Below are 26,342 nucleotides of genomic sequence, written 5' to 3'. Positions count from 1 at the left end.
CGTCTGGCTTAACCCAGAAACCGAAACCAGCGCCCCTGAAATCAGAGACGCCGCATGAAATCGGCGGACAACTACGTTGACAAACAGCGGTGCTTTGCTGGTCAAACCAGCCTGAAACGATCCGTTTCTGTCCCTGCTTGCGGCACGTTTGATCCCCGGCGTGGCAATCGGCGAGGCCCATGTTCAGATTTCAGGCCGTGTCGATCTGCAATAAGGTGCCACGGCGGATTTGTTAATCGAGGATCTGGTGAATGCAGGATCGCATCAAATTTTGTTGCTGATTGGTGCAAGTGCGCGCCGGTATTCCGAGGTTTTTGAAGAGCGCTACCGTGCTTGCACAGCCCGGCCCGGGATGGAACCTGTCGCGTTGCGGGTGCATGAAACCCAGGGTGTGGGCGTCGCGGTGATCTGTCCCCAACGTGCATCTTGCAGCTGTTTCTGAGATCGACGGGCTTTGGGTTCCGCCAGATGATTTGACGACTGGTGCGATGGCGGCGCTGCAAAACCCGTCGCGCTGCGTGGCAGGCGTCGTCGGCGTGGTCACCCGCTATGATGGTCTGCATACCCCTTCGGAAACGCCGCCGCTCACGGCGATCAATCTGCATCTCGAAGCCGTTTCCACTGCGGCGTCGACTTGCCTGCTTGATCAGAGCGAAGGAAGACCCTCGCCCCGAATTGTCACCTCCCGGGTAACGGAAATAATTCTCCGCGCTTCATCGGTGTGACAATGGACCTTTGGAAAATACCTGCCAATTCCGGGATCAAAATCTTACGCCGGGGCAGGGGGTTCTCATTTATTCAGCGCTCAAGATAAGCTCCTGAGCGCTGAAGTCATTGAGTTCATTTAACTGTCGCGTGTTGCGTCAGTTCGGCGCGCCAGCTGCCGCTTTGATGGTCGCGACCTCTTCTGCGCTCATCGTGCTGACAGTCTCGACCGTGCCATCGGTGATTTTCCACAGACGGAACGGACCGGTAATGTCGCCGTTCGCGTCAAATGCCACGGGGCCAATCACGCCTTCGTAGCGGATTTTTTCACCTTTTGAGATCAGGTCGAGCGCTTTCTTGAACTCTTCGGGACCGGCGTAGATCGGCTCGCCTTCGGTTCCGGTGACGGCCGGAATGGCATCACGGATCTTATCAGAAGTGGCCTCGCCTGCCTGCGCAATCGCGAGCGCGACAATGGCCCCAGCATCATAAGACCGGTCGGCGGCGGGCGCATCTGGGGCGATCCCACCCGAGAACTCTTCGAACGTGTCATAAAAGTAGGTTGTTGAGGCGGTTTCAGACGTGCCCGAAGAGGTCCCGTAAGCGCCGTTGAGGTATTGCGCGCCGACGGCGGTGATGAAATCCTCCGAGTTCATGCCGTCATTCAGCAGAAAACTCTGCGGCCCGCCGCTGGAAATCCAGGCGCGCGCAATCGTCGCCCCATCCACGGGATAGGAAATCAGATAGAGCGCCTCTGGCTCTCCGCTGAGCGCGGCGGTGGCCTCTGATGAATAGCTGGATTGCTTTTCGTTATAGGCAGTGACCGACGTGATCTCGCCCCCCAGCGCTTCGTAGGTCTTGGAAAACTCGCGCATCATGTTCACGCCAAAGTCGTTGTTGACGTGAATGATCGCCAGCTTCTTCAGACCCTGATCCATCGCATACTGAGCCGATGCGGTGCCTTGCAGCGCATCCGACGTGATGGTGCGAAAGAAGTAGCCGCCGGTTTTGCCCTCTTCACCCAGCTGGGTGAGGGTGGGGGAGGAGGAGGCAGGCGAGACCTGCACTACCTTGGCGGGGCCAGTGACCGAAGTCAGGATCGGGATCGTGACTGATGAGATGATGCCGCCGATCAAAACCGGCACCTTGCCGATGTTCACAAGCTGCGTGGCCTGATCGACGGCCACGTTGCCCTGGCTTTGGCTGTCGCGTACATCCGATACGATGTCGCATCCCAGCACGCCGCCTGCCGTGTTCATGTCGCGAAAGGCCATATCTACGGCCTTGGCGCCGGCCTGGCCGTAGACGCCCGCAGGGCCGGTCAGTTCCATGACCATACCCACCTCGACCTCGCAGGCGAATGTGGGCGTGGCAAAGGCGACGCAGGCCGCCGAGAGGTATAGTGCTTTTTTCATTCCGGTACTCCTGTTGGGGATTGCCCTGTTTTGTTCGGGCATGAGGGCAGATGGGGGCGGAGGCTTAGGCCTCTTCTGTGTTGAGATTGTATTTCATGATGGCCCCGTGGCGACCATGGCGGTCACGTTCAAGGCTATAGACGTCACCCTCAAGCGGGGCCGCACGTGCGAGCACGGCGTCGATGCGGGCCATGTCATCCGTGCCAAGCGCAAGTGCGCCCACCTTCAGATTGGCGTCCAGATGGGCGCGGTTGCGAGCGCCCACGATCACGCCCGCCACACGCGGCCGGGTCAGGATGGCCGCAGAGGCGACTGTCGCCACATCACAGCCGTGGGCATCAGCGATGTCGCGCAGGGTCGACAGCAAGGTCTGGAACAGATCCCAGCCGCCGAAATCCTCGATGATCAGGCGGTATTTGGTCAGCGAGCGGTTTTCCATTTCGCCCATTGGGTCGGGCTGGCCGAGCCAGAGATCGGACAGGAAGCCGCCGGCAACTGTGCCGTAGCACAGGAAATACATGTCGTTGCGTGTGGCAGCAGCGGCCATCCGCTTTTCCGGGCGGCTGTCCAGAAGGGAATATTGCACCTGCAGGCTGGTCAGCGCGATCCCGGCGTCGAATATCGTCTCGACATGGTCAGTGTCGAAATTTGTCCCGCTCAGCAGGCCGATCCGGCCCTCGGTGCGAAACTCCTTCAGCCATTGCGCCGCTTGCAGCCAATCGCCCTGAGTGTAATCCCACCAGTGAAACTGCACGAGGTCCAGCTGCTCGAGCCCCAGCCTTTTGCAGGATCTGTCGATTGTTTCTTGCAGCATGGGCCGTGTCAGAACCGGCAGCTTTTCAAGGTCGGGCACGCATTTGGTGTGGACGCGGATCCGGGACAGCGCCTGCGCACCATGACGCCTGCCGTATTCCGCCCGAAAGGCGCCCATGATCTCTTCCACGCCGGTATAGATGTCGGCGCAGTCGAAGGTGGTGATGCCAGACTCTGCCGAGGCGATCAGATCCTCGATTGCGGCGCTCTGATCAATAGCACCATGCCCGCCGGCCAGTTGCCAGCCCCCTCGCACGACGCGCGAAATGTCATAGCCGGGGGCTAGGGTAAAGCGGGGCGGATATGTCATGTCAGTCCTCTTTCGGCAGCGCAACGGCGGTTGTTTCGGAATGGTTGAACCGCCGCTTCTGCGTGCGCGTGATCCGCAAGCGGGTCGTGCAATTGGGGTCCGGGCAGGCGACCTCGGCATCGGTGCTCATCCAGTCGTTGGGATGTGTGTCGCGCTGCTTGGCTGCCAGCAAGGGCAGGACGGAAGCCAGCGAATAGATCGAAAATCCCTGATCCGGGGGCAGATACAGCATTTCGCCACGCAGCTCGAACCAGTCGCCGGGTGTAGCGTTGCAATAGATCGCGCCGCCTTCGGGGGCCGTCACCTCGACCCGCAGATCCCACAATTCGAAACTCTCTTCAGCCATTGGCATCCTCGTTCATTTGCGCGCGGATCAGATCAAAGGACTGGGTGATGTCGGATCGCAGGGCCGCGACCGCAGCATCAGTGTCACGCGCTTCCAGCGCCTCGATCAGGGCCCAGTGGTGGTGAACGGCTGTTAGCGAAGGATTTCGGCCATAAATGATCGCAGATGCACGCACACAGGGGCCGGACTGCATCCACAGGCTGCGTACGATGGGTAAGAGCACCGCTGAACTTGCAGAGCGGTAGATGGTAAAGTGGAATTCGTGGTTCAGTACCGAGGTTTCGCTCGCATGCTCCTCGTCCAAGCGGGCAAAAGCAGCTTCGCATGCTTCGGTTTGTTGGCGCAGAAGCGCAAGTGTCTTGTCTGTCAGGTTCGGTACGGCCTGACGCACCAGCTCGCCCTCAATCAAACAGCGCACCTTTGCAAGGTCATGAAGCCGCGCCTCGCTCAGAAGAGGCACACGGGTAGAACGGTTTCCCATAACTTCCAGCGCTTGTTCCGAGACCAGACGTGCAAGGGCCTCTCTTACCGGCATGATCGACACATCCAGCGTATCGGCAAGCGATTGCATCCGCAGCACCTGTCCCGCCGAAAAGGCTCCGTGGATCAGCGAATTGGTTAACGCCTCATATACTCTTTGCTGAAGTGACGAACGCCCAACGCGGCCCAGGCCGGGTACGCTCAGCGCGTCTGACTTCAGATCGTTCATCTAGCCCTCGCTTTCGGCAACCACGTGATCTCTTAGCTTTTGTGCTTGCATCGTATTGCGATGTCAATATCTTTGATCAAAGATACAAAGAGTCGGACGAACTACGATCCGACCGTGCACAGGGACATCGCGATGACTGCACACAGGGAAGGCCCCGTGCTTGCCGCCCGGGGATTGAGCCGAAGTTTTCAGGGCATTCAGGCGGTCGGCGACATGTCTTTGTCGCTGGGTCGCGGAGAGCTTTTAGGTTTGATCGGGCCTAACGGTGCAGGCAAGACAACGATGTTCAACATGCTTGCAGGCTCCCTTGCACCCGATTCCGGGCGGATTGAGGTGATGGGGCAGGATGTGACCGGCGAGGGCGCGGAACGGCGGCTGTCGCGCGGTCTAGGCCGCACCTTTCAGATCCCGCGCCCGTTTCCGCAAATGACGGTGCTGGAAAATGTTCTGTGCGGTGCGCAGGACCAATCGGGCGAAAAGGTCATGAGCGCGTTCTTTCGACCCGCCCAGTCCCGTAAGGACGAGGCGAGGGCCACGGAAAAAGCGCGCCACCTGATCGATTTTCTGCTTTTGTCCCACCTGATCGAGCAGCCCGCCAGCGTGCTGTCGGGCGGACAACGCAAACTGCTCGAACTTGCCCGCATCCTGATGGCTGACCCGAAGGTGGTCCTGTTGGACGAACCTGCCGCCGGCGTGAACCCGACACTTCTGGAGCAGATCATGGAACGGGTTGTGGAGCTGAACGCGCGCGGCGTGTCCATCCTGCTGATCGAGCACAATATGGAGATGATTACGCGGCTCTGTTCGCGCGTCGTGGTCATGGCCCTTGGCCGAGAACTGGCGCAGGGCGCCCCTGCCGATGTGATCCGGGACCCCGCCGTGGTGCGGGCCTATCTGGGGGATGCTGCATGAGCGATATCCTGCGCGTGCGCGCCCTGTCGGCGGGCTATCAGCCGGACATGTCTATCCTAAAAGGCGTGGATCTGAAAGTTGACGCAGGCGAATTCGTGGTTCTGCTGGGGCCGAACGGCGCGGGAAAATCGACATTGGTCAAGACGATCGCCGGTCTGGTCCCGATCCACGGCGGCAGTGTGAAGCTGCGCGGTGAAGAGATTTCCGACCTGCCTGCGCATTTGCGCCTGCGACACGGTCTGGCCTTTGTGCCGCAGACCGAAAACATCTTTGCCCAGATGACCATCCGTGAGAACCTGCAACTGGCCGCCCAGATCCTGCCCAAGGCTACTCGGGCCGGACGCATCGCCGCGATGATGGACACTTTTCCCGACCTTGCCAGCCGCCCCGGCACCCGCGCGGGCGCTTTGTCCGGTGGCCAGCGCCAGATGCTGGCTGTCGCCCGGGCGCTGATCGTCGAACCCGAAGTGCTGATCCTGGACGAGCCGTCAGCCGGGTTGTCGCCGCTTATGGTCGCCGACGTCTTTGCACGGCTCAAGGCCATCAACGCAAGCGGCATCACGGTCCTCTTGGTAGAACAGAACGTGCGCGCCGGTCTGAGCATCGCGAGCCGCGGTGTCATTCTGGTGGAAGGGCGCGTGGCGCATGACGCGCCCTCGGCGGATCTTGCCGATGACCCTGTGGTTGCGCAGCTTTATCTTGGTGGCAGGGCGCAGGAGGGCGCGCAATGATGTTGCAACCGATCATGGACGGACTGGTCAACGGCGCGATCATCGGCCTTGGTGCCATCGGCGTGACTCTGACCTATGCAATTCTGCGCTTCGCCAATTTCGCCCACGGCGAGATGCTGAGCTGGGGCGCCTATATAGCTCTCACACTCAGCGGCCTGCTGGGTGCGCTGCTGCCCGCGCTTGCCACCCCCATCGGACCGTTTTCCTTTGGCTGGTCAGTCCCCATCGCCCTTGTTGGATCGGTAGTGCTGACCTCTGTACTGGCGCTTGCCGTGGACTGGCTGCTGTTCGGGCGTTTGCGCGCGTCAGGAGCGGTGACGATTATCCTTGTCATGGCGTCCTTTGGGGCAGCGCTGGCGCTGCGCAACCTGCTGGAGTTCATCTATACCTCCAGCCCGGCCTATTTTACCAACGCCCTGCAGATTTCCAAACAGATCCTGCCCGGCCTGCGCGCCACGCCCGACCAGTTGCTGGTGCTGGGTCTGGGCGCCGTGCTTGTGGTTCTTGTTCATCTGTTGCTGACGCGCAGTGCGTCGGGCCGATCCATGCGCGCGGTGTCCGAAGATCCGCAGCTTGCTGCGCTGGTCGGCATCGACACCCGCGCCGTGATCCGGATGGTCTGGATCCTCGGTGCGGCGCTGGCGGCGGTCGGCGGGATCATGTCCGGCGTAATCGTGCAGATCCGCCCGACCATGGGTCTGGATCTTCTGTTGCCGCTGTTTGCAGCGGCAATCCTCGGCGGAATCGGATCGGTGCCGGGCGCCATGCTCGCGGGTCTTTTCGTTGGACTCGCAGAGGCATTCACAGTGCAGTTTATCGGCGCGGAATGGCGCGCTGCAGTATCATTTGTCATCCTCGTAGCCGTACTGTTGCTGCGTCCCCAGGGTATCTTTGGAAAGGCCATGGCATGATCGAAATTCTGTCCTATGGAGCCTTCTTTCTGACCATGGCGCTGACCTATGCGGTCATCGCACTGGGGCTGAACCTGCAATGGGGGCAAACGGGGTTGTTCAACGTCGGTATTGCGGGCTTTGTGGCCGTGGGGGCCTATGTCTCGGCCATTCTGACCACTCCTTTTAGCGACGGACGTCTTGGCGGGTTCGACCTGCCAATCGTGGTAGGCTGGATCGGAGGTGGCCTTGGCGCCGGGTTCCTGTGCCTCTTGCTGGGCGCGCTGACCCTGCGTCTGCGGTCGGATTATCTTGCCATCGCGACCTTTGGCGCTGCCGTTGTGATTCAACTGGCGCTGCTGAATCTCGAAGCTCTGACAGGCGGTCCCTTCGGCATAAGCTTTATTCCCCGGCCCTTTGCCGACCTGTCCGACCGCGCCAACCTGTTTGCCTTTGCCAATCTTGCGGTGATGGTTGTGCTTGTGCTGGCCTGCTACGCCGCCCTTCAGCATCTTGTCCGCTCGCCTTGGGGGCGTGTGTTGCGCGCGCTGCGCGAGGATGAAACAGCGGCTCGCGCTCTGGGGAAAAACCCGGTGAGCTATCGCCTGCAAGCCTTTGCCATCGGCGGGTGCGTCATGGGGCTGGGCGGTGCTGCGCAAGGACATTTCATCGGCTTTATCGCACCTGAAAATTATCTGCCCACGCTGACCTTTCAGGTGTGGGCCATGTTGATCATCGGCGGATCCGGCAATATGCGCGGTGCGGTGCTGGGTGCGGTGCTGGTCTGGGCGATCTGGGCGCTGTCTGGCAGCGTGGTATCGTCGGTTTTCCCGGCGGATCAGCAGGCGCGGGCCGCATCGCTGCAAATCGTGCTGATCGGCGTATCACTTTGCGCGGTTCTGCTGCTGCGCCCGCGCGGCATTCTGGGCGAGGCAGGCACCCTGCGCCGCCAGCCCAAAGCCACCTCCACACCTTCCGAAGGACAAAACACCCATGACTGACATTCCCACCCGTACCGACCTCGCCCCCGGGCTGTCGATCTCGCGTCTTGTCTGCGGACTCTGGCAGGTGGCCGACCTTGAAAAGGACGGCACGACGCTGGACCCGGTTGCAGCGGCTGACCGGCTGGCGGCCTATGCAGATGCGGGTTTTGATACGTTCGATATGGCCGACCATTACGGTTCTGCCGAAGTGATCACTGGTGAGCTGACGTCGCGCGCCGGATACGAGGCCGTGCGCGCCTTTACCAAGTGGTGCCCCGAACCTGGCCCGATGACGGCAGCGGTCGTGCGGGCTGGCGTTCAGGACCGGTTGGCCCGGCTGCGCACCGAAAGGGTGGATCTTCTGCAGTTCCATTGGTGGAGCTTCGAAGATCCGCGCTGGCTCGATGCGCTGCAGGAGCTCGAAAAGCTGAGGGCCGAGGGGCTGATCGGCGCCATTGGCGTTACCAACTTTGACGCGGCGCATTTGGAACTGGCGCTGGCAGAGGGGATCGAAATCGTCTCTAACCAGGTCAGTTTTTCCATTGTCGACCGCCGCGCCGCAGGGGCACTGACATCCCTCTGCAAACGCTCTGGCGTCCGACTGCTGGCCTACGGCACACTTTGCGGTGGCTTCATCTCGGAACGCTGGCTTGGCAAACCCGAACCGGTCGAGATCGCGGACTGGAGCCGGATGAAATACAAGCGCTTTATCGATGCGGCCGGTGGCTGGGCCGTCTTTCAGGATCTGTTAAGCGCCGCCCACCAGATTGCGGCAAAACACGGCGTGTCGCTGTCGAACGTCGCCAGCCGCTGGGTATTGGACACGCCCTCGGTTGCCGCGACGATCATCGGCGCGCGCATAACTGAGGCAGAACATCGGGCCGACAATCTGAATGTCTTCAGCTTTACGCTCGATGCCGCAGACCATGCAGAATTGGAAGCTGCGTTTGCGCTGATGATGCCCGTGCCGGGCGATTGCGGCGATGAATATCGCAAGCCGCCGTTTCTGACCGCTTCGGGGGATTTGTCCCATCACCTCAACGCAATTGCGCCAATGCATCCTGCGGTGCCCGACGCCACGCTGCCGGACCGCGCGCGTGTTTTTAGCGGCTCGCGCTGGGAACCGATTGCAGGCTACTGCCGCGCGCTGAAGGTCGGGGGCCGCATCCTCGTATCGGGCACAACCGCGACCCATATGCAGGATCACGCCGTCGCGCCAGGAAACGCAGGAGCACAAACCACCTTCATCCTCGACAAGATCGTGGCGGCGCTTCGCGCCCATGGGGCGGGGCCGGAACATGTCGTGCGCACCCGAGTCTATCTGACGGATGCAGACGACGTCGAAGCCGTGTCCATCGCCCATGGCCGGTTCTTTTCAGACGTCTGCCCCGCGAATACACTGCTGCAGGTCGCCCGTTTGATCGGCCCTTACCGGGTTGAGATCGAGGCCGAAGCCATGCTGCCTACCTGCGTTTTGTAAAGCGATCGGATCAAAGCCGCGGCGTGAAGGGAATCCACATAAAGCGTTCAGGGTTTAACCTAAGACAACGGGCATCAGATTGCGCGTTCGACCAAAGAGAGAGACAGCGCATATCCGATCCAAGTTTAACCCGAAACGCTGTAATGTGCCCCGCCTTGAGCTGACGGCTTGGTCGCCGCCTGTAGGCTTTTGCACCAACGCTAAAAGCGATGAGTGTGTTTGAGGTCAAAGGCGGGAAGCCATGATCCGCAAAGACGCCTCTTGAAACTCGAAACGAGTGTTCTGACGCGGATAGCGGCTCCAACCAGTGCTCCGAGGGTCACGATCGTTTGCCCGGCCTAGCTTTTGATCCGACCGAGGCAGCCTTGGTGCATCTGCAGATCAAGGATCATGCTGTTCGCGACGCTGCATTCGACGCAAGATGGACCAGTGTCGAACCGTTCATTCGGGACGCCCTGCAATCTGGCGGTACAATTGGCCTATGCTGCCGCCATGGCGCGGGCCGCTCTGGGATGATGACCCCAACTATTCTGATGTATTGCCGGTCATACTTGCCCGAGGTCAGGGCGACGGTCCGCGCCCAATTGTCGTACTTGATCGTGAGTGAAAAAATGGCCCGTCTGACCGTCAACGGGCAGGTTCTAGGGCGCCCGATCCGCGTCGGACGCCCCTTGCCTTGTCAGGCGATCGGTGCGCGGCGCCCTGCTATGAGATGCAGCAGCACCTCAACCACAATGATGACCAGCATCGACAGGCCTACCAGTGGGAAGACGACCCCAGCGGCCACGGCAATGCCCAAAACGGTGCGTGGAATACGCCAGTCAGTTGGCATCTTCGGAACACCGATCCCGCCGACCGGGCGGCGTTTCCACCACATGACCGCGGCTGAGACGGCAAGCATCACCATCGCTGCGCAGGCCAGCAGCAGCACGATCTGGTTCGCCAGCCCCCAAGCCTGCCCCATATGGATGCTGATCCCCCATTCCGCCGCCCAGCCAAGCGCGCCGAGATCTGAAAGATCCGCATCATAAAGCACCTCGCCGGTATACTGGTCCAGGTGAATGACCCGCTCTTGCGTGATATCATCGGGGTAGACCGATGCGGTAAAGACACCCTCTGGGCCGCCCGGCATGTTCAGCGCATAACCTTGCGCAATGCCGCGCTGTTCTACTGTTGCCACCACCTGGTCGAGACTGGCGGGAACACCGCCGGATGCGCCAGACACTGGCATCGGCTGCTTTTCCATGATCCAGGGGGTGCGGTCGAGCACATCGCCCACAGGCACGGCTGATGTCGGCGTCTTTGACCAATAGCCATCGGGCATGCCCAGTCCGGCAGCGTAGGACAGATCGTAGAACTTGCCCCCCCAGACCGAGGACCACGGCAGGCCTGTCATGGCGAGGAACACGATGAAAACACCAGTATAGATCCCCGTTACCGCATGTAGATCGCGCCACCAGGGCCGACCGCGTGTTGCCTTGATCGAGGTGAGCCCAACTTTTTTGCCGCGCGGCCACCAGAGGTAGACGCCGGTGCCGACCAGCAGCACCATCCAGCCCGCCGAAGCCTCGATCAGCCGGTTGCCCAGCCAGCCGACATATTCCAGCGAATGCAGCTTGCGCACAACATACATCGCCGGGCTGCCGGATACGCCGACATCCCACTGACTGCCCAGAACGGCGCCAGAGTAGGGGTTCACAAAAACCGTATCCTTCAGCCCTTCCTCTCCGAGGATCTTGACCTCGGCCGCCCGGTCCGGTGCCGCCGCTGGCGTATAGGCCTTCAGTGTGCCGGGGTGGCTGTCCAGCGCGGCCGCCGTGATCTGTGAAGGGGCAAGTGTCGTGTCCCCCGTGGGTTCGACCATGCGCAGATTGGCATAGGCGACGGTGTTGAATTCGTCCTTGAACAGATAGATAGCACCGGTCACGGCGAGGGTCAGAAGGAAGGGCAGGATAATCAGCCCTGCGATGAAGTGCCAGCGCCAGACGGCGCGATAGAGCGCGCAATCACCCGAAGTGCGTTTGGATGTGGGGGTCATGTCCCTATGTTCCTTTGAGGAATTTGATTGGCCGCTCCGGGACACTCCGGAACGGCAGAATGGTCTGAACAGGCCTCAGGGCGCGCTGCGATTGATCCGCGCACTGGGTTCAGCACGCTGACCAAGGCTGCGTTTACACACCAAAATGCGTTGTAGCTGACTGCTACCCGCGAACAGCTGGCGGATCTTGCCCATCGCGCGGTCAAAATCTTCCCTATAGCTGATCTGCGGATCAAAGCGCCCGCGCCTGTCGAAAAGCAGCACATTGGCCGAGTGGTTGATTGCATAGCCGCTGTCCTTCAGCGGCACCTTCTGCGCATCATCCCGGCTTTGGCATCGGTTTGTGCGCATAAAATCCCTCGGGAATATCGATCCTGACGTCATTTCTCGCCTCACCCTCACAGCGATGCGGGTCGCGCAGGGTGATCTTGGTTGTGGCACCGACGGCCGCCTTTGCCTGTTCAATGGTTGGCTGGGCCTGGGCCGTACTGACGAGGATTCCAAGCTCAAAAAGGGCTATCATCGTTGTGTTCAGATATTTCATTTTGTCTCCAGAGAGATCCGGACGCACCTGTTCTGTGCGCCGCAAGACGGAAGTGCGCCGATGAAACGGCGCGCTAGACAATGTCGGGATCAGACGGCGCGCGGTGGCGCGCGCACAGAGACGTGGGCCGAGAGGAGCTGCGGTCCTAGAACAAGATCATGGCTGGAATTTTGAACCACGACCTGCACGATCCGCTGCGGCTGGTCGGGGGCCGTGATCCGCGGGGCTACTGGCAGCTTGTGGCAGAAGGGACAGCGATGATCGTGTGCGGATTCGCCCAGACCGCAGAGATATTCCGCGAGCATTCCCATGGCATGGAACGCCTCGACACGGGCCGCATCGTCGCGGTCCGGCGCCATATGATGGGCGGACACGACGCTGAGCACCGAGAGCATAAGCGCGGTGCAGAACGCAAACATCATCCGGCGAAAACCATGGACCATGGTTGCTGACTGCCTTATCCATTCAGAAAGGGGAAGAGAGCGGATGCCGCAGGAGGCAATATTTTCTGGAAACGGGGCTGTGCCCCTGTCGTCTCCCCGTGGAGGGGGTTTCAAGTAGGTGCTGTTCTCCAAAGCATAATGGGGCGGACCGGGGTATGAAGTATTTTGTGCCACCAGCTTACAACTGTTATGCTGCCTGGCTTGCCCCTGGCTTTGTTGCAATCTTATAGGCGGCCATGAACATCGTGACAGCGCTGGTGACTACGGTTTCTATCTCCTTGGGGCTGGGCGCGACGCGCCGTTGACCAAAGAGCCGCGGCCTCCAAAGAGAAGTCATTGACAGTTCGAGGAACTGGGCGGCGGCGAGGGGAATATCCGAAACTTCAAGTCGTCCCTCGCAAACCTGGCGCTGAAGAAAGACGGTCAGATCGGTTTTTGCCCGCTGCGAGCCCCCCTCGAAGAAGCGCGCGCCAAGCTCTGGCATGCGTTCAGATATTCCGATGATTATGCGCTGCGCGCGCACGACATCGTCCGAACAGACAATAGAGGCGACCGCACAGCCATAGCGCAGCAGCACCTCTGCCGGCGGCGCGTCAGTTGTGAGAATCCCGGTGACCGTCTCGAAACGCCGATCACGCTCTTCCTCGATCATCGTCTCAAAAAGATCCTCCTTGCCGTCGAAGTATATATAAAGAGTGCTTTTGGACACACCCGCCGCCCGGCAGATGTCGTTGACCGATGCTGCGTCAAAGCCACGCTCCATGAAGATGCGTTTTGCCCCGGCAAGGATCTGGCCGCGCTTTGCCGGATCGGAACCGGCAGCGTGTCGGGCGGTGCATCTTGCCTCGGCGGCTTTAAGGCCATCTTTGATCATCATGGTGACTCCTCTCACTTCAGTCATGTAATCGAACCGACCGGTTCGATAAAGTCTTGAACCTTGCCTGTGATGGCATTATGTCGCCATCGAACCGAGCGGTTCGATCAGTCGCAGGAGACCGGATAACATGTCCAGATACGAACGGATGACACCCGAGCCGACCGCCAAGGGCGGGCCTGCGGAAAGTTCCGCTCCTGCCACTGACGTGACCGCTCAGGCAGTCGAAGCACCCCGCAAGGGCAGGCGCAAGAAACTCATCCTCGGTCTGATCGCGATTGTCGTTCTGTGTGTTGCGGGATGGCAGGGTCAACACTATTGGGCGACTGGGCGCTTCATGGAAACCACGGATGACGCCTACGTGAGCTCTGACGTGACGCTGGTCAGCAGCCGGGTGCAGGGATATGTCGCCGCGGTAAATGTGGAATCGAACGGCCACGTCCATGGGGGGGATGTTCTGGTAAGGCTGGACAACGGCGACTATCTCAATGCTCTGGCGATAGCGCAAAGCCGGTTCGAAACGGCGGGGGAAACATTGTCACGGATCGACGCGCAGATCGCTGCCGCGCGTGCCGGCGTGACCCAGTCCGAAGCTGCGCGGGATATGTCACAGGCGCAGCTGCGCAACGCAGAAACAAATGCCGAACGCACGCAGCGCCTAGCGTCGCAAAAAGTGACAAGTCAGGCCGCGCTCGACACCGCAACCGAAGATCTTGACGTGGCACGCGCCGGTGTTGCCAGCGCCGAAGCCGCAATTTCCAGCGCAGAGGCGCAGGTCGCCGTGCTGCAGGCACAGCGCGCCGAATCCGAAGGCCAGCGCCGCGAACTGGAAATCGCTGTCGATCAGGCCCGCCGCGATCTGGATCTGACCGTGCTGCGGGCACCGGCGGATGGTATCGTTGCGAACATGACGCTTCAGGTCGGGGATATGGTGGCGCCGGGCGCCCGTTTGGCCGCGCTGATCCCCGATGGCAGCCTTTATGTCGAGGCCAACCTGAAGGAAACGCAGATGGCGGGCGTCGGTCCCGGCGCCTCGGTCGAGATGACCTTTGATGCGATTCCCGACCAGACCTTCGAGGGGCATGTCGCTTCGATCGCGCCCGCAACTGGCGCGGTGTTTTCGCTCCTGCCCGCCGACAACGCCACCGGCAATTTCACCAAGATCATTCAGCGCGTTCCCGTCCGCATCTCTCTGCCAGAGGCCGCCTTGGTCACCGGCCAGCTGCGCGCCGGGCTGTCCACAGAGATCTCCATCGACACCCGCACGACGCCGATCCCCGGCACCGCGACGGCTGCGACCGCGTCGGAGTAGGGCCGGTGGCCATTGCAGCCGCAACCAACCGCTCCGTCCCATCCCCCGCATCGTCGCAAACGGATGACACAGAGCTGACGCCGCGCCGCATCGCCGCATTTATGGTGATGGTCGTGGGCATGTTCATGGCGATCCTCGACATCCAGATCGTCTCGGCCTCCCTGCCTGACATTCAGGCCGGTCTTGGGGCATCACCGGATGAAATCAGCTGGGTTCAGACTTCATACCTGATCGCTGAGGTCATCATGATCCCGCTGTCCGGGTTCCTCGCGCGGATGATGTCGACGCGGCTTTTGTTCACCATGTCGGCGGCTGGCTTCACGGCGGCCTCCTTCATGTGCGCCACTTCGGGCTCGATAAGCGAGATGATCCTCTGGCGCGCGCTGCAAGGGTTTCTGGGCGGCGGCATGATCCCCTCGGTCTTTGCGGCGGCCTTCACCATTTTTCCACCGTCGAAACGCAACATCGTCTCGCCCATCATCGGGCTGATCGCGACGCTCGCCCCCACTGTCGGGCCGACCGTCGGTGGCTACCTCAGCCATGCGATGTCCTGGCACTGGCTGTTTCTGGTCAACGTGATTCCCGGCATTTGTGTGGCCCTGGGCGCCTGGAGCCTGATTGATTTCGACCGCCCCAACTGGAAGCTGTTCGACCGGTTCGACTGGTGGGGCCTGCTGGCCATGGCGGCATTCCTTGGCGGGATGGAGTTTGTGCTTGAGGAAGGGCCGTCAAACGACTGGATGGCCGATCACGCGGTGGCCATCATGGCGGTGATCATGGTGGTGGGCGGTATCGTCACATTCTGGCGTGCCTTCACCCGGGAGGAACCGATTGTAGACATGTCGGCCTTTGCGGATGTCAACTTTGCCGTCGGATCGCTTTTTTCGTTTGTGATGGGCGTGGGGCTTTACGGGCTGACCTATCTTTACCCACTCTACCTCGGCTCCGTTCGCGGCTATGACAGCCTGATGATCGGCGAGACAGTGTTCGTCTCGGGCCTTGCCATGTTCGCAAGCGCGCCGATTGCCGGGATACTGTCGTCAAAGATCGACCTGCGGTTGATGCTGCTGATCGGGTTCATGGGCTTTGCGACGTCCACTTGGATGCTGACCGGCCTGACCGCCGATTGGGATTTTCAGGAACTGCTGGTGCCGCAGATCCTGCGCGGTCTGTCGCTGATGCTGTGTATGGTGCCGATCAACAACCTCGCCCTTGGCACACTGCCGAAGGACAAGATGAAGGGCGCCTCGGGGCTTTATAACCTGACGCGCAACCTTGGCGGGGCCATGGGGCTTGCCGTGATCAACACGCTGCTGACCGACCGTGGCGCGCTGCATTACGAGCGCTTGTCCGAGTCTATATCCTGGACCAACCCGGAGGCCGTGCGCCAGCTTGACCTGATGGCCAGCAACCTAAGCGCGCGCGGGCTTGACGGCGAAAAAGGTGCACTGGCGCAGATGGCGGCGCGCGTGCATGGGCAGGCGACAGTGATGTCCTTTATAGACGTATTCATGATCATCACGGTGATCTTCGCAAGCCTCGCCCTAGGCGCCCTTCTAATGCGCCCCGCCGGGAAGGGTCCGGCAGAGGCCGGACATTGATGCTTGGCGGAGAGGGTGTGTGAAAACTATGGCCAGCTCCAGTCAAAATCAACCAAACCAGACACACTCCATGTGACAAGACAGTTAGCCGGCGCAATTGATAAATGGCATTTGAGGTCATCAGACTGATTTTGGAATTATCGCCCCGGCTCGGGCGTAGCTGGTGCGCATGCTTATTGCATGTAATCAGTGACGAAGATTACACTCGCTTGCCGTGTCTTCGGCTAGACACGGCATGAACTATCTGGTTGCGCGATTTGCGGAAGCAGCAATGAAATCTGCCCAGCTACCACACTGGACTCACCAGATAGCTTCTCCTTGGACTTTTGCACAACAATGCTCTCAAATGCTCTCAGAGACCCATTTTAAACATAATCTTTATTATACCATATCTTGATGCACATGCGCTCTTTCAAAATTGGGTTGCGGCAAATCCCCTACCTTGTCGGAGGGCACCGGGACACAAAGATGGCCCATACGGAGTTAGGGCTGCGCAAAAGACGCACAATCGAATATATGTTGAACGTGAAGACGTCGCTGGCGGTGGTGTGACATTAAGTGTGTCTGGTTTGGGTTGATTTTGACTGGGGCTGGCTATCGTTGGCAGCGATGCCCCTACCGTTGATGAGCTACAAGATGGGATGGTTTTCCCCCTCCGCAGACGGCATCGCAACGTGCCAAGGTCGTGGTGTTTAGCGCGACAGAAACGGAAAGGACGGCGAGACGAAGGATACAATGATTGGAGTGCACTTGGCAAAGCGCTTTTTCCAGCTCACGGGGCGTCTATGGCGGGACATGTCAAATTCCGCAAAAAACTGACGCGAGAGCAGTTCCGTCGTTTCATGGCGGACCAGTCGGCCTGCGTCGTAGTGTTCGAAGCCTGCGGCAGCGCAAGCTACTGCGCGCGGGAGATTGAGAAGCTTGGCCATAAGGCCAGACTGATCGCGGTACAGTATGGCAAACCGTTTGTTAAAAGGCAGAAAAACGATGCTGCTTATGCTGAGGCAGTTGTCTTTGCGGTGCAGCGCCCCGAGATGCGGTTCGTCTCCCCTAAGAGCGGAGATCTGCAGGCGCGGGCAGTGCTGTTGCGCAGCCGTGAACGCGTGGTCCACCAGCGCACCGCGTTGGTGAATGCGCTGCGGGCAATTCTATACGAATACGGCCACGTATTTCCACTGAGGATTGTCAAAGTGAAGTGGATCGACGCTTGGATTAAGACCCTGAAGGACGTCGCAAAAGAGTCAGAAACGTCGAGACGCCTGCAAAGCATGCTAGGTGTCGGTTCGCTGAAAGAACTGGCCGATGAGGCTTTTGCACCGAAGATGGCGCACTTCTGCTGTGGTCGGGATTTCGCGGCTTGGCTTGGCCTTGTGTCACGCCAGCATTCCAAGGGTGGCAAGGATCGAATGGGGCGATCAGCCGCATTCGTTTCCGCAACCAAAGTCAGCTTCCGCTCGGAGCGAGCTTGAAGCAGTTCTGAAAACACTTTTAATTCGTGAAAGCGTCTCTGCGCGGCAGTCACCTCAGCTGTTGGCGGCGCTTGCGTTCTGGTTTTTACTTGTTGCCCGTCATGATTGGAATGAGACGAATCAAGTGTCGGCGATAGAATCTCATAACTCTATGTTGACATTATGTGCTTGAGTGACGCAATATGTGGTTTCTTTGGTTCCTGTGGCGAGAGTCGCAGGCTAAGAGGGAAGCCGGTGAAAATCCGGCGCTGCCCCCGCAACTGTAAGTGGCGAGTTCTGGCCGATGAACCACTGACGCGCGCGTCGGGAAGGAAGGTCAAAACGTTAGAGTCGCAAGTCAGGAGACCTGCCAAGGCTGATATGACGAACACGGGCGGAGGGTCCGGGGAACGTGTTGTCCGGCATGGCCCGATCCGGGTCAGGACCTTCACGCCCCTGCTACCTGCGCTGCAATACAAAAGGGACAAGGGCATGACCATCACTGTCTATTCGAAACCGGCTTGCGTACAATGCACCGCCACCACTCGTGCGCTAGACATGCGCGGGATCGCCTATGAGCTTGTCGATCTGACTCAGGACGCGGGGGCCATGCAAACCGTCGCCGATCTGGGCTATCGTCAAGCGCCGGTCGTGGTTGCCGGCGATTCGCATTGGGCGGGCTTCCGGCCAGACATGATCGGTCAACTGGTCTGACGTATGACAAACGGGCTAGTCTACTATTCCTCGGGCTCAGGTAATACCGCACGTTTTGTGGCGGCGCTTGGGCTAGGGGCGAGCCGTATCCCGATCCGCCCAGCCGATCCTTTGCCGCCCATCAATGTGCCTTATGTGCTGATCTGTCCGACCTATGCCGACGGTGAGGGGCGCGGAGCCGTGCCAAAGCAAGTCATACGTTTTCTGAATGATCCGTCTCGACGCGCCCTGCTTCGGGGTGTGATCGGCGCGGGCAATCGTAATTTCGGCGCGACTTTCGCGCTGTCGGGCGATTTAATCGCCAAAAAATGCAAGGTTCCGGTGCTCACGCGTTTCGAGCTGGCCGGAACACAAACCGATATTGCCCGCATTCGTGCCGGGCTGGAACAATTCTGGGGGGCCGAATGCTCGACAATGGTGTGAATGCTGGGCTGGATTACCACGCTCTGAATGCGATGCTGAACCTTTACGACAATGAAGGACGTATCCGGTTTGACGCCGACCGGATGGCCGCGCGTCAATATTTCCTGCAACATGTGAACCAGAACACTGTGTTCTTCCACTCTCTGGATGAAAAGCTCGGTTACCTTGTCGATGAAGGCTATTACGAGGCGGCTGTTCTCGATGCCTACCCACGTGAGTTTTTGCACGCGATCTGGGCCGACGCCTTTGCGCGCAAGTTCCGTTTCCCGACCTTTCTGGGCGCGTTCAAATACTACACCTCCTATACGCTGAAAACACGCGACGGGCAGCGCTACCTCGAACGTTACGAAGACCGCGTCGTCATGGTCGCGCTGACCCTCGCACGAGGTGATCAGACCCTTGCGATGCGCTTTATGGAGGAAATGCTGTCGGGCCGCTTCCAGCCTGCAACACCGACGTTCCTCAACGCGGGCAAGCAGAGCCGTGGCGAGTTGATTTCGTGCTTCCTGCTGCGGATCGAGGACAATATGGAGTCCATCGGTCGCGCCATCAATTCGTCGCTGCAGTTGTCCAAGCGCGGTGGTGGTGTTGCCCTGATGCTGACAAACATCCGTGAATCCGGCGCGCCCATCAAGGGAATCGAAAATCAGTCCTCTGGTGTCATTCCGGTGATGAAATTGCTTGAAGATTCCTTTTCCTATGCCAATCAGCTTGGTGCGCGTCAGGGAGCCGGGGCCGTTTATCTGAACGCGCACCATCCCGACATTCTACGTTTCTTGGATACCAAGCGCGAAAATGCGGATGAAAAGATCCGCATCAAGACGCTGAGCCTGGGTGTGGTGATTCCCGACATCACCTTCGAGCTCGCCAAAAAGGACGAGGACATGTACCTGTTCTCGCCGCATGATGTGGCCAAAGTTTATGGCGTTCCGTTCTCGGAAATCTCGATCACCGAGAAATACGCCGAGATGGTGGACGACAAGCGCATCCGGAAGAAAAAGATCAACGCACGTACATTCTTTCAGACCATTGCGGAAATCCAATTCGAATCCGGTTATCCCTACATCATGTTCGAGGATACGGTGAACCGCGCCAACCCTGTGGCGGGGCGAATTTCGATGTCGAACCTCTGTTCAGAAATCCTGCAGGTGAACGAGGCGTCGACCTTTCATGACCACCTCGGTTACGACCACCTTGGCACGGATATTTCGTGCAACCTCGGATCGCTGAACATCGCCAAAACCATGGACGGGCCGGATTTCGGCGCGACTGTCGAAACCGCAATCCGCGTGCTGACCGCCGTTTCCGAAATGTCTGCTATCGACTCGGTACCGTCCGTGCGGCGCGGCAATGACGAAAGTCATGCTATCGGCCTTGGCCAGATGAACCTGCACGGGTATCTGGCGCGCGAACGCATCCACTACGGTAGCGCCGAAGGCATCGAATTCACCAGTATTTATTTCGCTGCTATCGCCTATCACGCGATCCGCGCGTCCAACCTTCTGGCGCGGGAACATGGCAAGAGCTTTGTGGGCTTTGAGACCTCGACCTACGCAGATGGCAGCTTTTTCGACCGTTACACCACGCGCGACTGGCTTCCCGAGCTTGATCAGGTCAAAACGCTGTTCAATGGCATGGCATTGCCCACGCGCGACGATTGGGCGGCGCTCAGGGCTGCTGTGATGGAGCATGGGCTTTACAACCGCAACCTTCAGGCGGTGCCGCCAACTGGGTCAATCAGCTATATCAACAACGCGACTTCCTCGATCCACCCCATCGTATCCAAGATTGAGATCCGCAAAGAGGGCAAGATCGGCCGTGTCTATTATCCGGCGCCGTTCATGTCGAACGACAACCTCGAATTCTACCGTGATGCTTATGAAATCGGGCCGGACGCGATTATCGACACCTATGCCGCAGCGACCGAGCATGTGGATCAGGGCCTGTCCCTGACGCTGTTCTTTCCCGCCGAAGCCACAACGCGCGACATCAACCGTGCCCAGATCTACGCTTGGAAAAAGGGCATCAAGACCATCTATTACATCCGCCTGCGCCAGACTGCCCTTGAGGGGACCGAGGTTCAAGGCTGCGTATCCTGCACACTCTGAGGTATCCCGATGAAAGACTTTGCCGCACAGGCCATCCCTCGCGCGATCAACTGGAACCGACTGCAGGACGACAAGGATCTTGAGGTCTGGAACCGCCTGACGGTCAACTTCTGGTTGCCCGAAAAGGTACCGCTGTCCAACGATGTCCAAAGCTGGGCCACGCTGACGCCCGAGGAACGCACGCTTACGATCCGCGTTTTCACAGGTCTCACTCTGCTGGACACGATCCAGAACACTGTTGGCGCGCCTGCGCTGATGCCTGACGCCCAGACCCCGCACGAAGAGGCCGTTCTGACCAATATCGCCTTTATGGAGGCGGTTCATGCGCGCAGCTATTCGTCGATATTTTCGACTCTTTGTTCGACACGCGAGGTGGACGATGCGTTCCGCTGGTCCGAAGAAAATCAGTATCTCCAGGCCAAGGCGCGGCTGATCCTTGAAGAATACGCGGCCGGTGCCGATCCGCTGAAACGCAAGATCGCCAGCGTGTTTCTGGAAAGCTTCCTGTTCTATTCCGGCTTCTATCTGCCGATGCACTGGTCAAGCCGCGCCAAGCTGACCAACACCGCCGACCTCATCCGCCTTATCATCCGCGACGAGGCTGTACATGGCTATTACATTGGCTACAAATTCCAGCGTGCGGCTGAAAAGCTGCCCGAAGCAGAGCGCGCAGCGCTCAAGGACTTTGCCTTTTCGCTGATGTTTGAACTCTATGAGATAGAATCGCTTTATGCCGCCGAACTCTATGACGGCATTGGCATGACCGAGGACGTTAAAGCCTTCCTTCACTACAACGCAAACAAGGCGTTGCAGAACCTAGGATACGAGGCGCTTTTCCCCCCCGCCGCCTGCGAGGTCAACCCGGCTATCCTGGCGGCCCTGTCGCCGGACAGCGAAAACCACGATTTCTTTTCGGGATCAGGGTCTTCTTATGTCATTGGCAAGACCATCGCGACAGAAGACGAAGACTGGGATTTCTGAGTCGTAGACACCTCGAACCGCCCTCTCCCAGCGGTTTCAAAACGCTCAAAGTCATCCCGAACGACACGTTTCGTCAGCTCCTGAGAGTGTTTGGTAAACGCGTCGGGCGGGATGCAAGTCAAGATCTGTTTGGTCCTGCAACATGCGAGAGATTCATAATCATTGAGCGTATTATGAATTTTCATATCGCCAGACTCTGCGCTATGGGGATGTCATGACACAGCACACCAACCTTGATCATTCAAAGCATCTTGCAGCCTTGGCCAAAGAGCGCATTCTCATTATGGACGGCGCAATGGGCACACAGATACAAGCCCTTGGGCTGGCGGAAGAGGATTATTCAGGCCATGGGGCCACTCAAAAATGTCGTCACCACTCGGATCATCCTCAGAAAGGCAATAACGACCTTCTGATCCTCACACAGCCCGAGGCAGTTGAAGAAATCCACTTCAACTTCGCGGTGGCGGGAGCAGACATCGTTGAGACCAATACATTTTCCGCAACCACAATTGCACAGGCCGATTATGGTATGGAAAATGCCGTTCACGATCTGAACGCAGAGGGTGCGCGGATCGCGCGGCGTGCCATGGATCGGGCGACTGCAATCGACGGCAAAAGGCGCTTTGTGGCCGGTGCGGTGGGTCCCACAAATCGCACCGCCTCTCTGAGCCCGGATGTAAACGATCCGGGATATCGCGCTGTCACCTTCGACGATCTGCGCATCGCTTATGGTCAGCAGGTGCGCGGGCTGATCGAGGGGGGGGCCGATCTGATCCTGATCGAGACGATTTTCGACACTCTGAACGCCAAGGCAGCGATTTTCGCGTGCTTCGAAGCATTCCATGATCGGGGCGCACAATTGCCGCTGATGATCTCTGGCACCATCACCGATGCCTCCGGACGCACGCTTTCTGGGCAGACGCCGACAGCCTTCTGGCATTCCGTCAGCCATGCACGCCCCTTCACCGTTGGGCTGAACTGCGCACTGGGGGCTGCCGCGATGCGCCCGCATATAGCTGAACTTGCGACCGTGGCCGATACCCTAATCTGCGCCTATCCGAATGCCGGTCTGCCCAATGCCTTTGGGCAGTATGATGAGGGGCCGGACGACACTGCCGGGCAGATCGCCAAATTTGCCGCCGAAGGTCTGGTGAATGTGGTTGGCGGCTGCTGCGGGACAACACCCGACCATATTGCGGCAATTGCCGCTGCCGTCGCACCATATGCACCGCGCCAGTTCCGCGACAAGGTGGCAGCATGAACCGTTATCTGCGTCTTTCGGGACTGGAACCCTTCGTACTGACACCCGACATTCCGTTCGTGAATGTGGGTGAACGCACCAACGTGACTGGCTCGGCCAAATTTCGTAAGCTGATCACCAACCGCGATTATGCTGCCGCTCTGGATGTGGCGCGCGATCAAGTGGAAAACGGCGCGCAAATCATCGACATCAACATGGACGAGGGCTTGATCGATTCAAAGGCCGCGATGGTCGAGTTTTTGAACCTTATCGCATCGGAGCCCGATATTGCACGCGTTCCCGTGATGATCGACAGTTCCAAATGGGAAGTGATCGAAGCGGGCCTGCAATGCGTGCAGGGAAAATCCATCGTCAATTCAATCAGCATGAAAGAGGGCGAGGACGCCTTTCGGCATCACGCCCGTCTGTGTCTTGCCTACGGGGCGGCGGTGGTCGTCATGGCGTTTGATGAGGCAGGTCAGGCCGATACATGCGCCCGCAAAACCGAAATATGCGCCCGCGCCTATCGCATTCTGGTGGATGAGGTCGGATTTCCACCCGAGGATATCATCTTTGATCCCAACGTTTTTGCCGTCGCGACCGGAATCGAAGAGCATAACAATTACGGTGTCGATTTCATCGAAGCCACGCGCTGGATCCGGGAGAACCTGCCCTATGCGCATGTCTCCGGAGGGGTGTCGAACCTGTCCTTCTCATTCCGCGGGAATGAAACAGTGCGCGAAGCGATGCATGCCGTCTTTCTGTATCATGCCATTCAGGCAGGTATGGACATGGGGATCGTCAACGCCGGACAGCTAGCAGTGTATGACCAGATCGATTCCGAACTTCGAGAACGCTCAGAAGATGTCGTCCTCAACCGCCGTCCAGACGCGACCGAGCGGATGCTGGAAATTGCAGAGCGGTTCCGTGGCGGCGCGCGTGAGGAAAGAGTGCGTGATCTGGCATGGCGCGACTGGAGTGTGGAAAAACGCCTGGAACATGCTCTGGTCAATGGCATAACGGAATTCATCGAAGCCGACACCGAAGAGGCGCGGCTGGTGGCCGTCAGGCCGCTTCATGTGATCGAGGGCCCCCTCATGGCGGGGATGAACGTGGTCGGCGACCTGTTCGGTGCGGGCAAGATGTTCCTACCGCAGGTGGTAAAATCAGCGCGCGTTATGAAACAGGCGGTCGCGATCCTGCTGCCCTATATGGAAGAAGAAAAGCGGCTTTCGGGCGGTAAAGGGCGCGAGACGGCGGGCAAAGTGCTGATGGCTACGGTGAAGGGTGATGTACATGACATCGGCAAGAACATTGTCGGCGTTGTGCTTGCTTGCAACAATTACGAGATCATCGACCTTGGCGTGATGGTTCCGCCACAGAAGATCCTGCAGGTTGCACGCGAAGAAAACGTGGATGTCATCGGACTGTCAGGCCTCATCACGCCAAGCCTTGACGAGATGGCCCATTTGGCCGCCGAGATGGAGCGGGAGGGGTTCAACATTCCGCTGCTCATTGGCGGGGCGACAACGTCAAAGGTGCATACTGCGGTCAAGATCGCACCATGTTACAGTCAAGGGCAAGCGATCTATGTGCTCGACGCTAGCCGCGCCGTGGGTGTTGTTAGTCAGCTCCTCAGCGCCGATAAAAAATCCGCATATGTCCAAGGAATCAAAGCCGAATACCTTGAGGTGATCGAACGCCACGAACGGGCCGAGCGGGCAAAAAAACGGGTCCCACTTGCCGAAGCCCGCGCCAATGCGACCAAGATCGACTGGACTGATTATACCGTCGCCAAGCCATCCTTCACCGGGACGCGCATCATCGACGATTGGGATCTGGCGGAGATTGCCGAATATATCGACTGGACCCCGTTTTTCAGAACCTGGGAGCTGAAAGGCGTCTATCCGAAGATCCTTGAGGACGAAAAGCAAGGTGAAGCAGCCCGCGCGCTGTTTGCCGATGCTCAAGCCATGCTGAAACAGATCATCGCGGAAAAATGGTTTGGTCCGCGTGCGGTGGTTGGATTCTGGCCTGCGAATGCAGAGGGCGACGATATTCGGCTTTTCACGGACAACAGCCGCAGCGCAAGTCTCGCGACCCTGCACACCCTTCGCCAGCAACATGCCAAGCGCCCGGGACGACCGAACGTTGCCATGTCAGATTTTGTGGCCCCACTTGGCACCGATGACTGGGTCGGAGGCTTTGTCGTGACAGCGGGACCAGAAGAAGCATCGATTGCAGAGCGCTTTGATCAAGCGAATGACACGTATTCCTCGATCCTCGTCAAGGCGCTGGCCGACCGTTACGCCGAAGCAATGGCCGAGATGCTGCATCAGCGCGTAAGACGCGAACTCTGGGCTTATGCCACGGATGAAACTTATGCGCCTTCGGAACTGGTCGGAGAACCTTACCGTGGTATTCGACCTGCCCCGGGATATCCAGCACAGCCCGATCACACCGAAAAACTAACCCTGTTCAGCCTTCTCGACGCCGAAGCCGCAACCGGTGTAGAGCTGACTGAAAGCATGGCGATGTGGCCCGGGTCTTCTGTCTCCGGCATGTATATCGCGCATCCCGACAGCTATTATTTTGGCGTGTCAAAGGTCGAGCGAGACCAAGTCGCGGACTATGCCGCCCGCAAACATATGGACATGCAGGAAGCCGAACGCTGGCTTGCGCCAATCCTCAACTACATCCCCGCTCCGCTGACCGTAATTGCTGCGGCGTAATGAAGCAGCAGCAACGTGAGGGCGAGAACACATAAAATTCAAGTGCGGCGATGTCTCCAGCTGATAGTGAGATGTAAGAGTCAGGCATCGAATGTCAAAGATTTTGCACCATCGCATGCGCTTGGACTGCCTTGATCGCGACTCGATGAAGATGGAAATCGCACAGCGAAGGCACGTTTCGGCTCCAAGTGCCGCACTTCATCAGCGGTGTGGCGGATCAGGCCGCGGTCATGGAACACCTGCAAAAGCCCGCACCCTTCATCCTGCGCCAGACCTCGCAGCAGGGTGATGATCTGATGTTGCGGCACCTGATCCAGACAGAATTCGATCCGCAAAATGCCGGGACTGAACACCTCGCCTAAATCATTCGCCTTGCTTGGGGCTCAAAACCACGCCGAGAACACTCATTTGCCATTTATAAAACGAGAACGAGTGCTGCAAGCATCCGTTTGTCGCATGGATTGCAAGACGTCAGGTCAATGCAATCCACACCACATATTCACTTCCCTGTTCCATCCCGCCGCCCTCACCTCCCGTTCACATCGACTACAAGCCTTAGATCCGCAGCAAGCTGCGGCGAAAGTAGCTTG

24 protein-coding genes, 1 pseudogene and 1 riboswitch are annotated in these 26,342 nt (G+C 58.9%); of the genes and pseudogenes, 16 read left to right on the top strand and 9 right to left on the bottom strand.

Annotated elements, in window-relative coordinates; genetic code table 11:
* The first annotated feature begins 488 nt into the window (after positions 1-488).
* Positions 489-725: a type 1 periplasmic-binding domain-containing protein gene (locus P775_RS25060; RefSeq protein ID WP_143521001.1), complete on the top strand. Its 237-nt coding sequence runs from the start codon at positions 489-491 to the stop codon at positions 723-725.
* Positions 726-863: 138 nt separating this feature from the next.
* Here P775_RS25060 and P775_RS25055 read toward each other — a convergent pair whose 3' ends face one another.
* From P775_RS25055 to P775_RS25040, 4 genes are all read right to left on the bottom strand, one after another.
* Positions 864-2,120: an ABC transporter substrate-binding protein gene (locus P775_RS25055; RefSeq protein WP_099913542.1), complete on the bottom strand. Its 1,257-nt coding sequence runs from the start codon at positions 2,118-2,120 to the stop codon at positions 864-866.
* 64 nt (positions 2,121-2,184) lie between these two features.
* On the bottom strand, positions 2,185-3,243 hold the full coding sequence (locus P775_RS25050; RefSeq protein ID WP_099913541.1) for an aldo/keto reductase: 1,059 nt from the start codon (positions 3,241-3,243) through the stop codon (positions 2,185-2,187).
* 1 nt (position 3,244) lies between these two features.
* Positions 3,245-3,589 carry a TIGR04076 family protein gene (locus tag P775_RS25045; protein ID WP_099913540.1) on the bottom strand — a complete coding sequence of 115 codons (345 nt, stop codon included), beginning with the start codon at positions 3,587-3,589 and terminating at the stop codon, positions 3,245-3,247.
* On the bottom strand, positions 3,582-4,298 hold the full coding sequence (locus P775_RS25040; RefSeq protein ID WP_099913539.1) for a GntR family transcriptional regulator: 717 nt from the start codon (positions 4,296-4,298) through the stop codon (positions 3,582-3,584). Before P775_RS25040 ends, P775_RS25045 begins: the two co-directional genes overlap by 8 nt.
* A 132-nt stretch (positions 4,299-4,430) precedes the next feature.
* Here P775_RS25040 and P775_RS25035 point away from each other — a divergent pair, with 132 nt between their 5' ends.
* Genes P775_RS25035 through P775_RS25015 form a run of 5 tightly spaced genes read left to right on the top strand, consistent with a single transcriptional unit; the run spans position 4,431 to position 9,294 of the window.
* Positions 4,431-5,210 (top strand): ABC transporter ATP-binding protein, encoded by a 780-nt coding sequence (locus P775_RS25035; RefSeq protein ID WP_099913538.1) that lies wholly within the window; start codon positions 4,431-4,433, stop codon positions 5,208-5,210.
* Positions 5,207-5,941 (top strand): ABC transporter ATP-binding protein, encoded by a 735-nt coding sequence (locus tag P775_RS25030; RefSeq protein ID WP_099913537.1) that lies wholly within the window; start codon positions 5,207-5,209, stop codon positions 5,939-5,941. The genes P775_RS25035 and P775_RS25030 overlap by 4 nt, the downstream gene beginning before the upstream one ends.
* Positions 5,938-6,852, top strand: a complete 915-nt coding sequence (locus tag P775_RS25025) for a branched-chain amino acid ABC transporter permease (RefSeq protein WP_099913536.1) — start codon at positions 5,938-5,940, stop codon at positions 6,850-6,852. The genes P775_RS25030 and P775_RS25025 overlap by 4 nt, the downstream gene beginning before the upstream one ends.
* A complete protein-coding gene (locus tag P775_RS25020; RefSeq protein WP_099913535.1) occupies positions 6,849-7,832 on the top strand; it encodes a branched-chain amino acid ABC transporter permease in 984 nt (327 codons plus the stop codon). Before P775_RS25025 ends, P775_RS25020 begins: the two co-directional genes overlap by 4 nt.
* Complete coding sequence (locus P775_RS25015) at positions 7,825-9,294, top strand: aldo/keto reductase (protein WP_099913534.1); 1,470 nt, start codon at positions 7,825-7,827, stop codon at positions 9,292-9,294. Before P775_RS25020 ends, P775_RS25015 begins: the two co-directional genes overlap by 8 nt.
* Positions 9,295-9,973: 679 nt before the next feature.
* Here P775_RS25015 and P775_RS25010 read toward each other — a convergent pair.
* From P775_RS25010 to P775_RS24990, 5 genes are all read right to left on the bottom strand, one after another.
* Positions 9,974-11,332: a PepSY-associated TM helix domain-containing protein gene (locus P775_RS25010; RefSeq protein WP_099913533.1), complete on the bottom strand. Its 1,359-nt coding sequence runs from the start codon at positions 11,330-11,332 to the stop codon at positions 9,974-9,976.
* Positions 11,333-11,407: 75 nt separating this feature from the next.
* The gene (locus P775_RS25005; protein WP_099913532.1) at positions 11,408-11,683 is read right to left on the bottom strand and encodes a thioredoxin domain-containing protein; all 276 of its coding nucleotides are present in this window, start codon (positions 11,681-11,683) and stop codon (positions 11,408-11,410) included.
* Positions 11,652-11,876, bottom strand: a complete 225-nt coding sequence (locus P775_RS25000; protein ID WP_143521000.1) for a DUF1775 domain-containing protein — start codon at positions 11,874-11,876, stop codon at positions 11,652-11,654. Before P775_RS25000 ends, P775_RS25005 begins: the two co-directional genes overlap by 32 nt.
* An 89-nt stretch (positions 11,877-11,965) precedes the next feature.
* The gene (locus P775_RS27780; protein WP_143520999.1) at positions 11,966-12,319 is read right to left on the bottom strand and encodes a hypothetical protein; all 354 of its coding nucleotides are present in this window, start codon (positions 12,317-12,319) and stop codon (positions 11,966-11,968) included.
* Between the two features lie 187 nt (positions 12,320-12,506).
* Positions 12,507-13,196: a TetR/AcrR family transcriptional regulator gene (locus P775_RS24990; RefSeq protein ID WP_099913530.1), complete on the bottom strand. Its 690-nt coding sequence runs from the start codon at positions 13,194-13,196 to the stop codon at positions 12,507-12,509.
* Positions 13,197-13,323: 127 nt separating this feature from the next.
* On the opposite strand from P775_RS24990, the gene P775_RS24985 reads away from it, so the two are divergent.
* From P775_RS24985 to P775_RS29520, 10 genes and pseudogenes are all read left to right on the top strand, one after another.
* The gene (locus P775_RS24985) at positions 13,324-14,505 is read left to right on the top strand and encodes an HlyD family secretion protein (protein WP_099913529.1); all 1,182 of its coding nucleotides are present in this window, start codon (positions 13,324-13,326) and stop codon (positions 14,503-14,505) included.
* A 5-nt stretch (positions 14,506-14,510) separates the two neighbouring features.
* Positions 14,511-16,106, top strand: coding sequence for a DHA2 family efflux MFS transporter permease subunit (locus P775_RS24980; protein WP_245875857.1), 1,596 nt, complete (start codon positions 14,511-14,513; stop codon positions 16,104-16,106).
* 735 nt (positions 16,107-16,841) lie between these two features.
* Positions 16,842-17,521: pseudogene (locus P775_RS24975) on the top strand (transposase); the annotation flags it as partial.
* A gap of 231 nt (positions 17,522-17,752) precedes the next feature.
* A riboswitch (cobalamin riboswitch) is annotated at positions 17,753-17,943 on the top strand.
* 103 nt (positions 17,944-18,046) lie between these two features.
* Complete coding sequence (gene nrdH, locus P775_RS24970) at positions 18,047-18,268, top strand: glutaredoxin-like protein NrdH (RefSeq protein ID WP_099913527.1); 222 nt, start codon at positions 18,047-18,049, stop codon at positions 18,266-18,268.
* A 3-nt stretch (positions 18,269-18,271) separates the two neighbouring features.
* On the top strand, positions 18,272-18,691 hold the full coding sequence (nrdI, locus tag P775_RS24965) for a class Ib ribonucleoside-diphosphate reductase assembly flavoprotein NrdI (protein ID WP_099913526.1): 420 nt from the start codon (positions 18,272-18,274) through the stop codon (positions 18,689-18,691).
* On the top strand, positions 18,673-20,799 hold the full coding sequence (nrdE, locus tag P775_RS24960) for a class 1b ribonucleoside-diphosphate reductase subunit alpha (RefSeq protein ID WP_099913525.1): 2,127 nt from the start codon (positions 18,673-18,675) through the stop codon (positions 20,797-20,799). The genes nrdI and nrdE overlap by 19 nt, the downstream gene beginning before the upstream one ends.
* A gap of 9 nt (positions 20,800-20,808) precedes the next feature.
* A complete protein-coding gene (gene nrdF, locus P775_RS24955) occupies positions 20,809-21,780 on the top strand; it encodes a class 1b ribonucleoside-diphosphate reductase subunit beta (RefSeq protein WP_099913524.1) in 972 nt (323 codons plus the stop codon).
* A gap of 214 nt (positions 21,781-21,994) precedes the next feature.
* Complete coding sequence (locus P775_RS24950) at positions 21,995-23,041, top strand: homocysteine S-methyltransferase family protein (protein WP_099913523.1); 1,047 nt, start codon at positions 21,995-21,997, stop codon at positions 23,039-23,041.
* Positions 23,038-25,752, top strand: a complete 2,715-nt coding sequence (gene metH, locus P775_RS24945) for a methionine synthase (RefSeq protein ID WP_099913522.1) — start codon at positions 23,038-23,040, stop codon at positions 25,750-25,752. Before P775_RS24950 ends, metH begins: the two co-directional genes overlap by 4 nt.
* Before the next feature lie 230 nt (positions 25,753-25,982).
* Complete coding sequence (locus P775_RS29520) at positions 25,983-26,114, top strand: hypothetical protein (protein WP_281256125.1); 132 nt, start codon at positions 25,983-25,985, stop codon at positions 26,112-26,114.
* Positions 26,115-26,342: the final 228 nt, after the last annotated feature.

Origin of the sequence: Puniceibacterium antarcticum, assembly GCF_002760615.1 — a bacterium.
Classification (GTDB): domain Bacteria; phylum Pseudomonadota; class Alphaproteobacteria; order Rhodobacterales; family Rhodobacteraceae; genus Puniceibacterium; species Puniceibacterium antarcticum.
This window is presented reverse-complemented; position numbering and strand designations above follow the sequence as displayed.

Bases quoted from the DNA above. Each gene is read 5' to 3' on its own strand.
- P775_RS25060 (WP_143521001.1), top strand. From the start codon at position 489: ATGGCGGCGCTGCAAAACCCGTCGCGCTGCGTGGCAGGCGTCGTCGGC.
- P775_RS25055 (WP_099913542.1), bottom strand. From the start codon at position 2,120: ATGAAAAAAGCACTATACCTCTCGGCGGCCTGCGTCGCCTTTGCCACG.
- P775_RS25050 (WP_099913541.1), bottom strand. From the start codon at position 3,243: ATGACATATCCGCCCCGCTTTACCCTAGCCCCCGGCTATGACATTTCG.
- P775_RS25045 (WP_099913540.1), bottom strand. From the start codon at position 3,589: ATGGCTGAAGAGAGTTTCGAATTGTGGGATCTGCGGGTCGAGGTGACG.
- P775_RS25040 (WP_099913539.1), bottom strand. From the start codon at position 4,298: ATGAACGATCTGAAGTCAGACGCGCTGAGCGTACCCGGCCTGGGCCGC.
- P775_RS25035 (WP_099913538.1), top strand. From the start codon at position 4,431: ATGACTGCACACAGGGAAGGCCCCGTGCTTGCCGCCCGGGGATTGAGC.
- P775_RS25030 (WP_099913537.1), top strand. From the start codon at position 5,207: ATGAGCGATATCCTGCGCGTGCGCGCCCTGTCGGCGGGCTATCAGCCG.
- P775_RS25025 (WP_099913536.1), top strand. From the start codon at position 5,938: ATGATGTTGCAACCGATCATGGACGGACTGGTCAACGGCGCGATCATC.
- P775_RS25020 (WP_099913535.1), top strand. From the start codon at position 6,849: ATGATCGAAATTCTGTCCTATGGAGCCTTCTTTCTGACCATGGCGCTG.
- P775_RS25015 (WP_099913534.1), top strand. From the start codon at position 7,825: ATGACTGACATTCCCACCCGTACCGACCTCGCCCCCGGGCTGTCGATC.
- P775_RS25010 (WP_099913533.1), bottom strand. From the start codon at position 11,332: ATGACCCCCACATCCAAACGCACTTCGGGTGATTGCGCGCTCTATCGC.
- P775_RS25005 (WP_099913532.1), bottom strand. From the start codon at position 11,683: ATGCGCACAAACCGATGCCAAAGCCGGGATGATGCGCAGAAGGTGCCG.
- P775_RS25000 (WP_143521000.1), bottom strand. From the start codon at position 11,876: ATGAAATATCTGAACACAACGATGATAGCCCTTTTTGAGCTTGGAATC.
- P775_RS27780 (WP_143520999.1), bottom strand. From the start codon at position 12,319: ATGGTCCATGGTTTTCGCCGGATGATGTTTGCGTTCTGCACCGCGCTT.
- P775_RS24990 (WP_099913530.1), bottom strand. From the start codon at position 13,196: ATGATGATCAAAGATGGCCTTAAAGCCGCCGAGGCAAGATGCACCGCC.
- P775_RS24985 (WP_099913529.1), top strand. From the start codon at position 13,324: ATGTCCAGATACGAACGGATGACACCCGAGCCGACCGCCAAGGGCGGG.
- nrdH (WP_099913527.1), top strand. From the start codon at position 18,047: ATGACCATCACTGTCTATTCGAAACCGGCTTGCGTACAATGCACCGCC.
- nrdI (WP_099913526.1), top strand. From the start codon at position 18,272: ATGACAAACGGGCTAGTCTACTATTCCTCGGGCTCAGGTAATACCGCA.
- nrdE (WP_099913525.1), top strand. From the start codon at position 18,673: ATGCTCGACAATGGTGTGAATGCTGGGCTGGATTACCACGCTCTGAAT.
- nrdF (WP_099913524.1), top strand. From the start codon at position 20,809: ATGAAAGACTTTGCCGCACAGGCCATCCCTCGCGCGATCAACTGGAAC.
- P775_RS24950 (WP_099913523.1), top strand. From the start codon at position 21,995: ATGACACAGCACACCAACCTTGATCATTCAAAGCATCTTGCAGCCTTG.
- metH (WP_099913522.1), top strand. From the start codon at position 23,038: ATGAACCGTTATCTGCGTCTTTCGGGACTGGAACCCTTCGTACTGACA.
- P775_RS29520 (WP_281256125.1), top strand. From the start codon at position 25,983: ATGGAACACCTGCAAAAGCCCGCACCCTTCATCCTGCGCCAGACCTCG.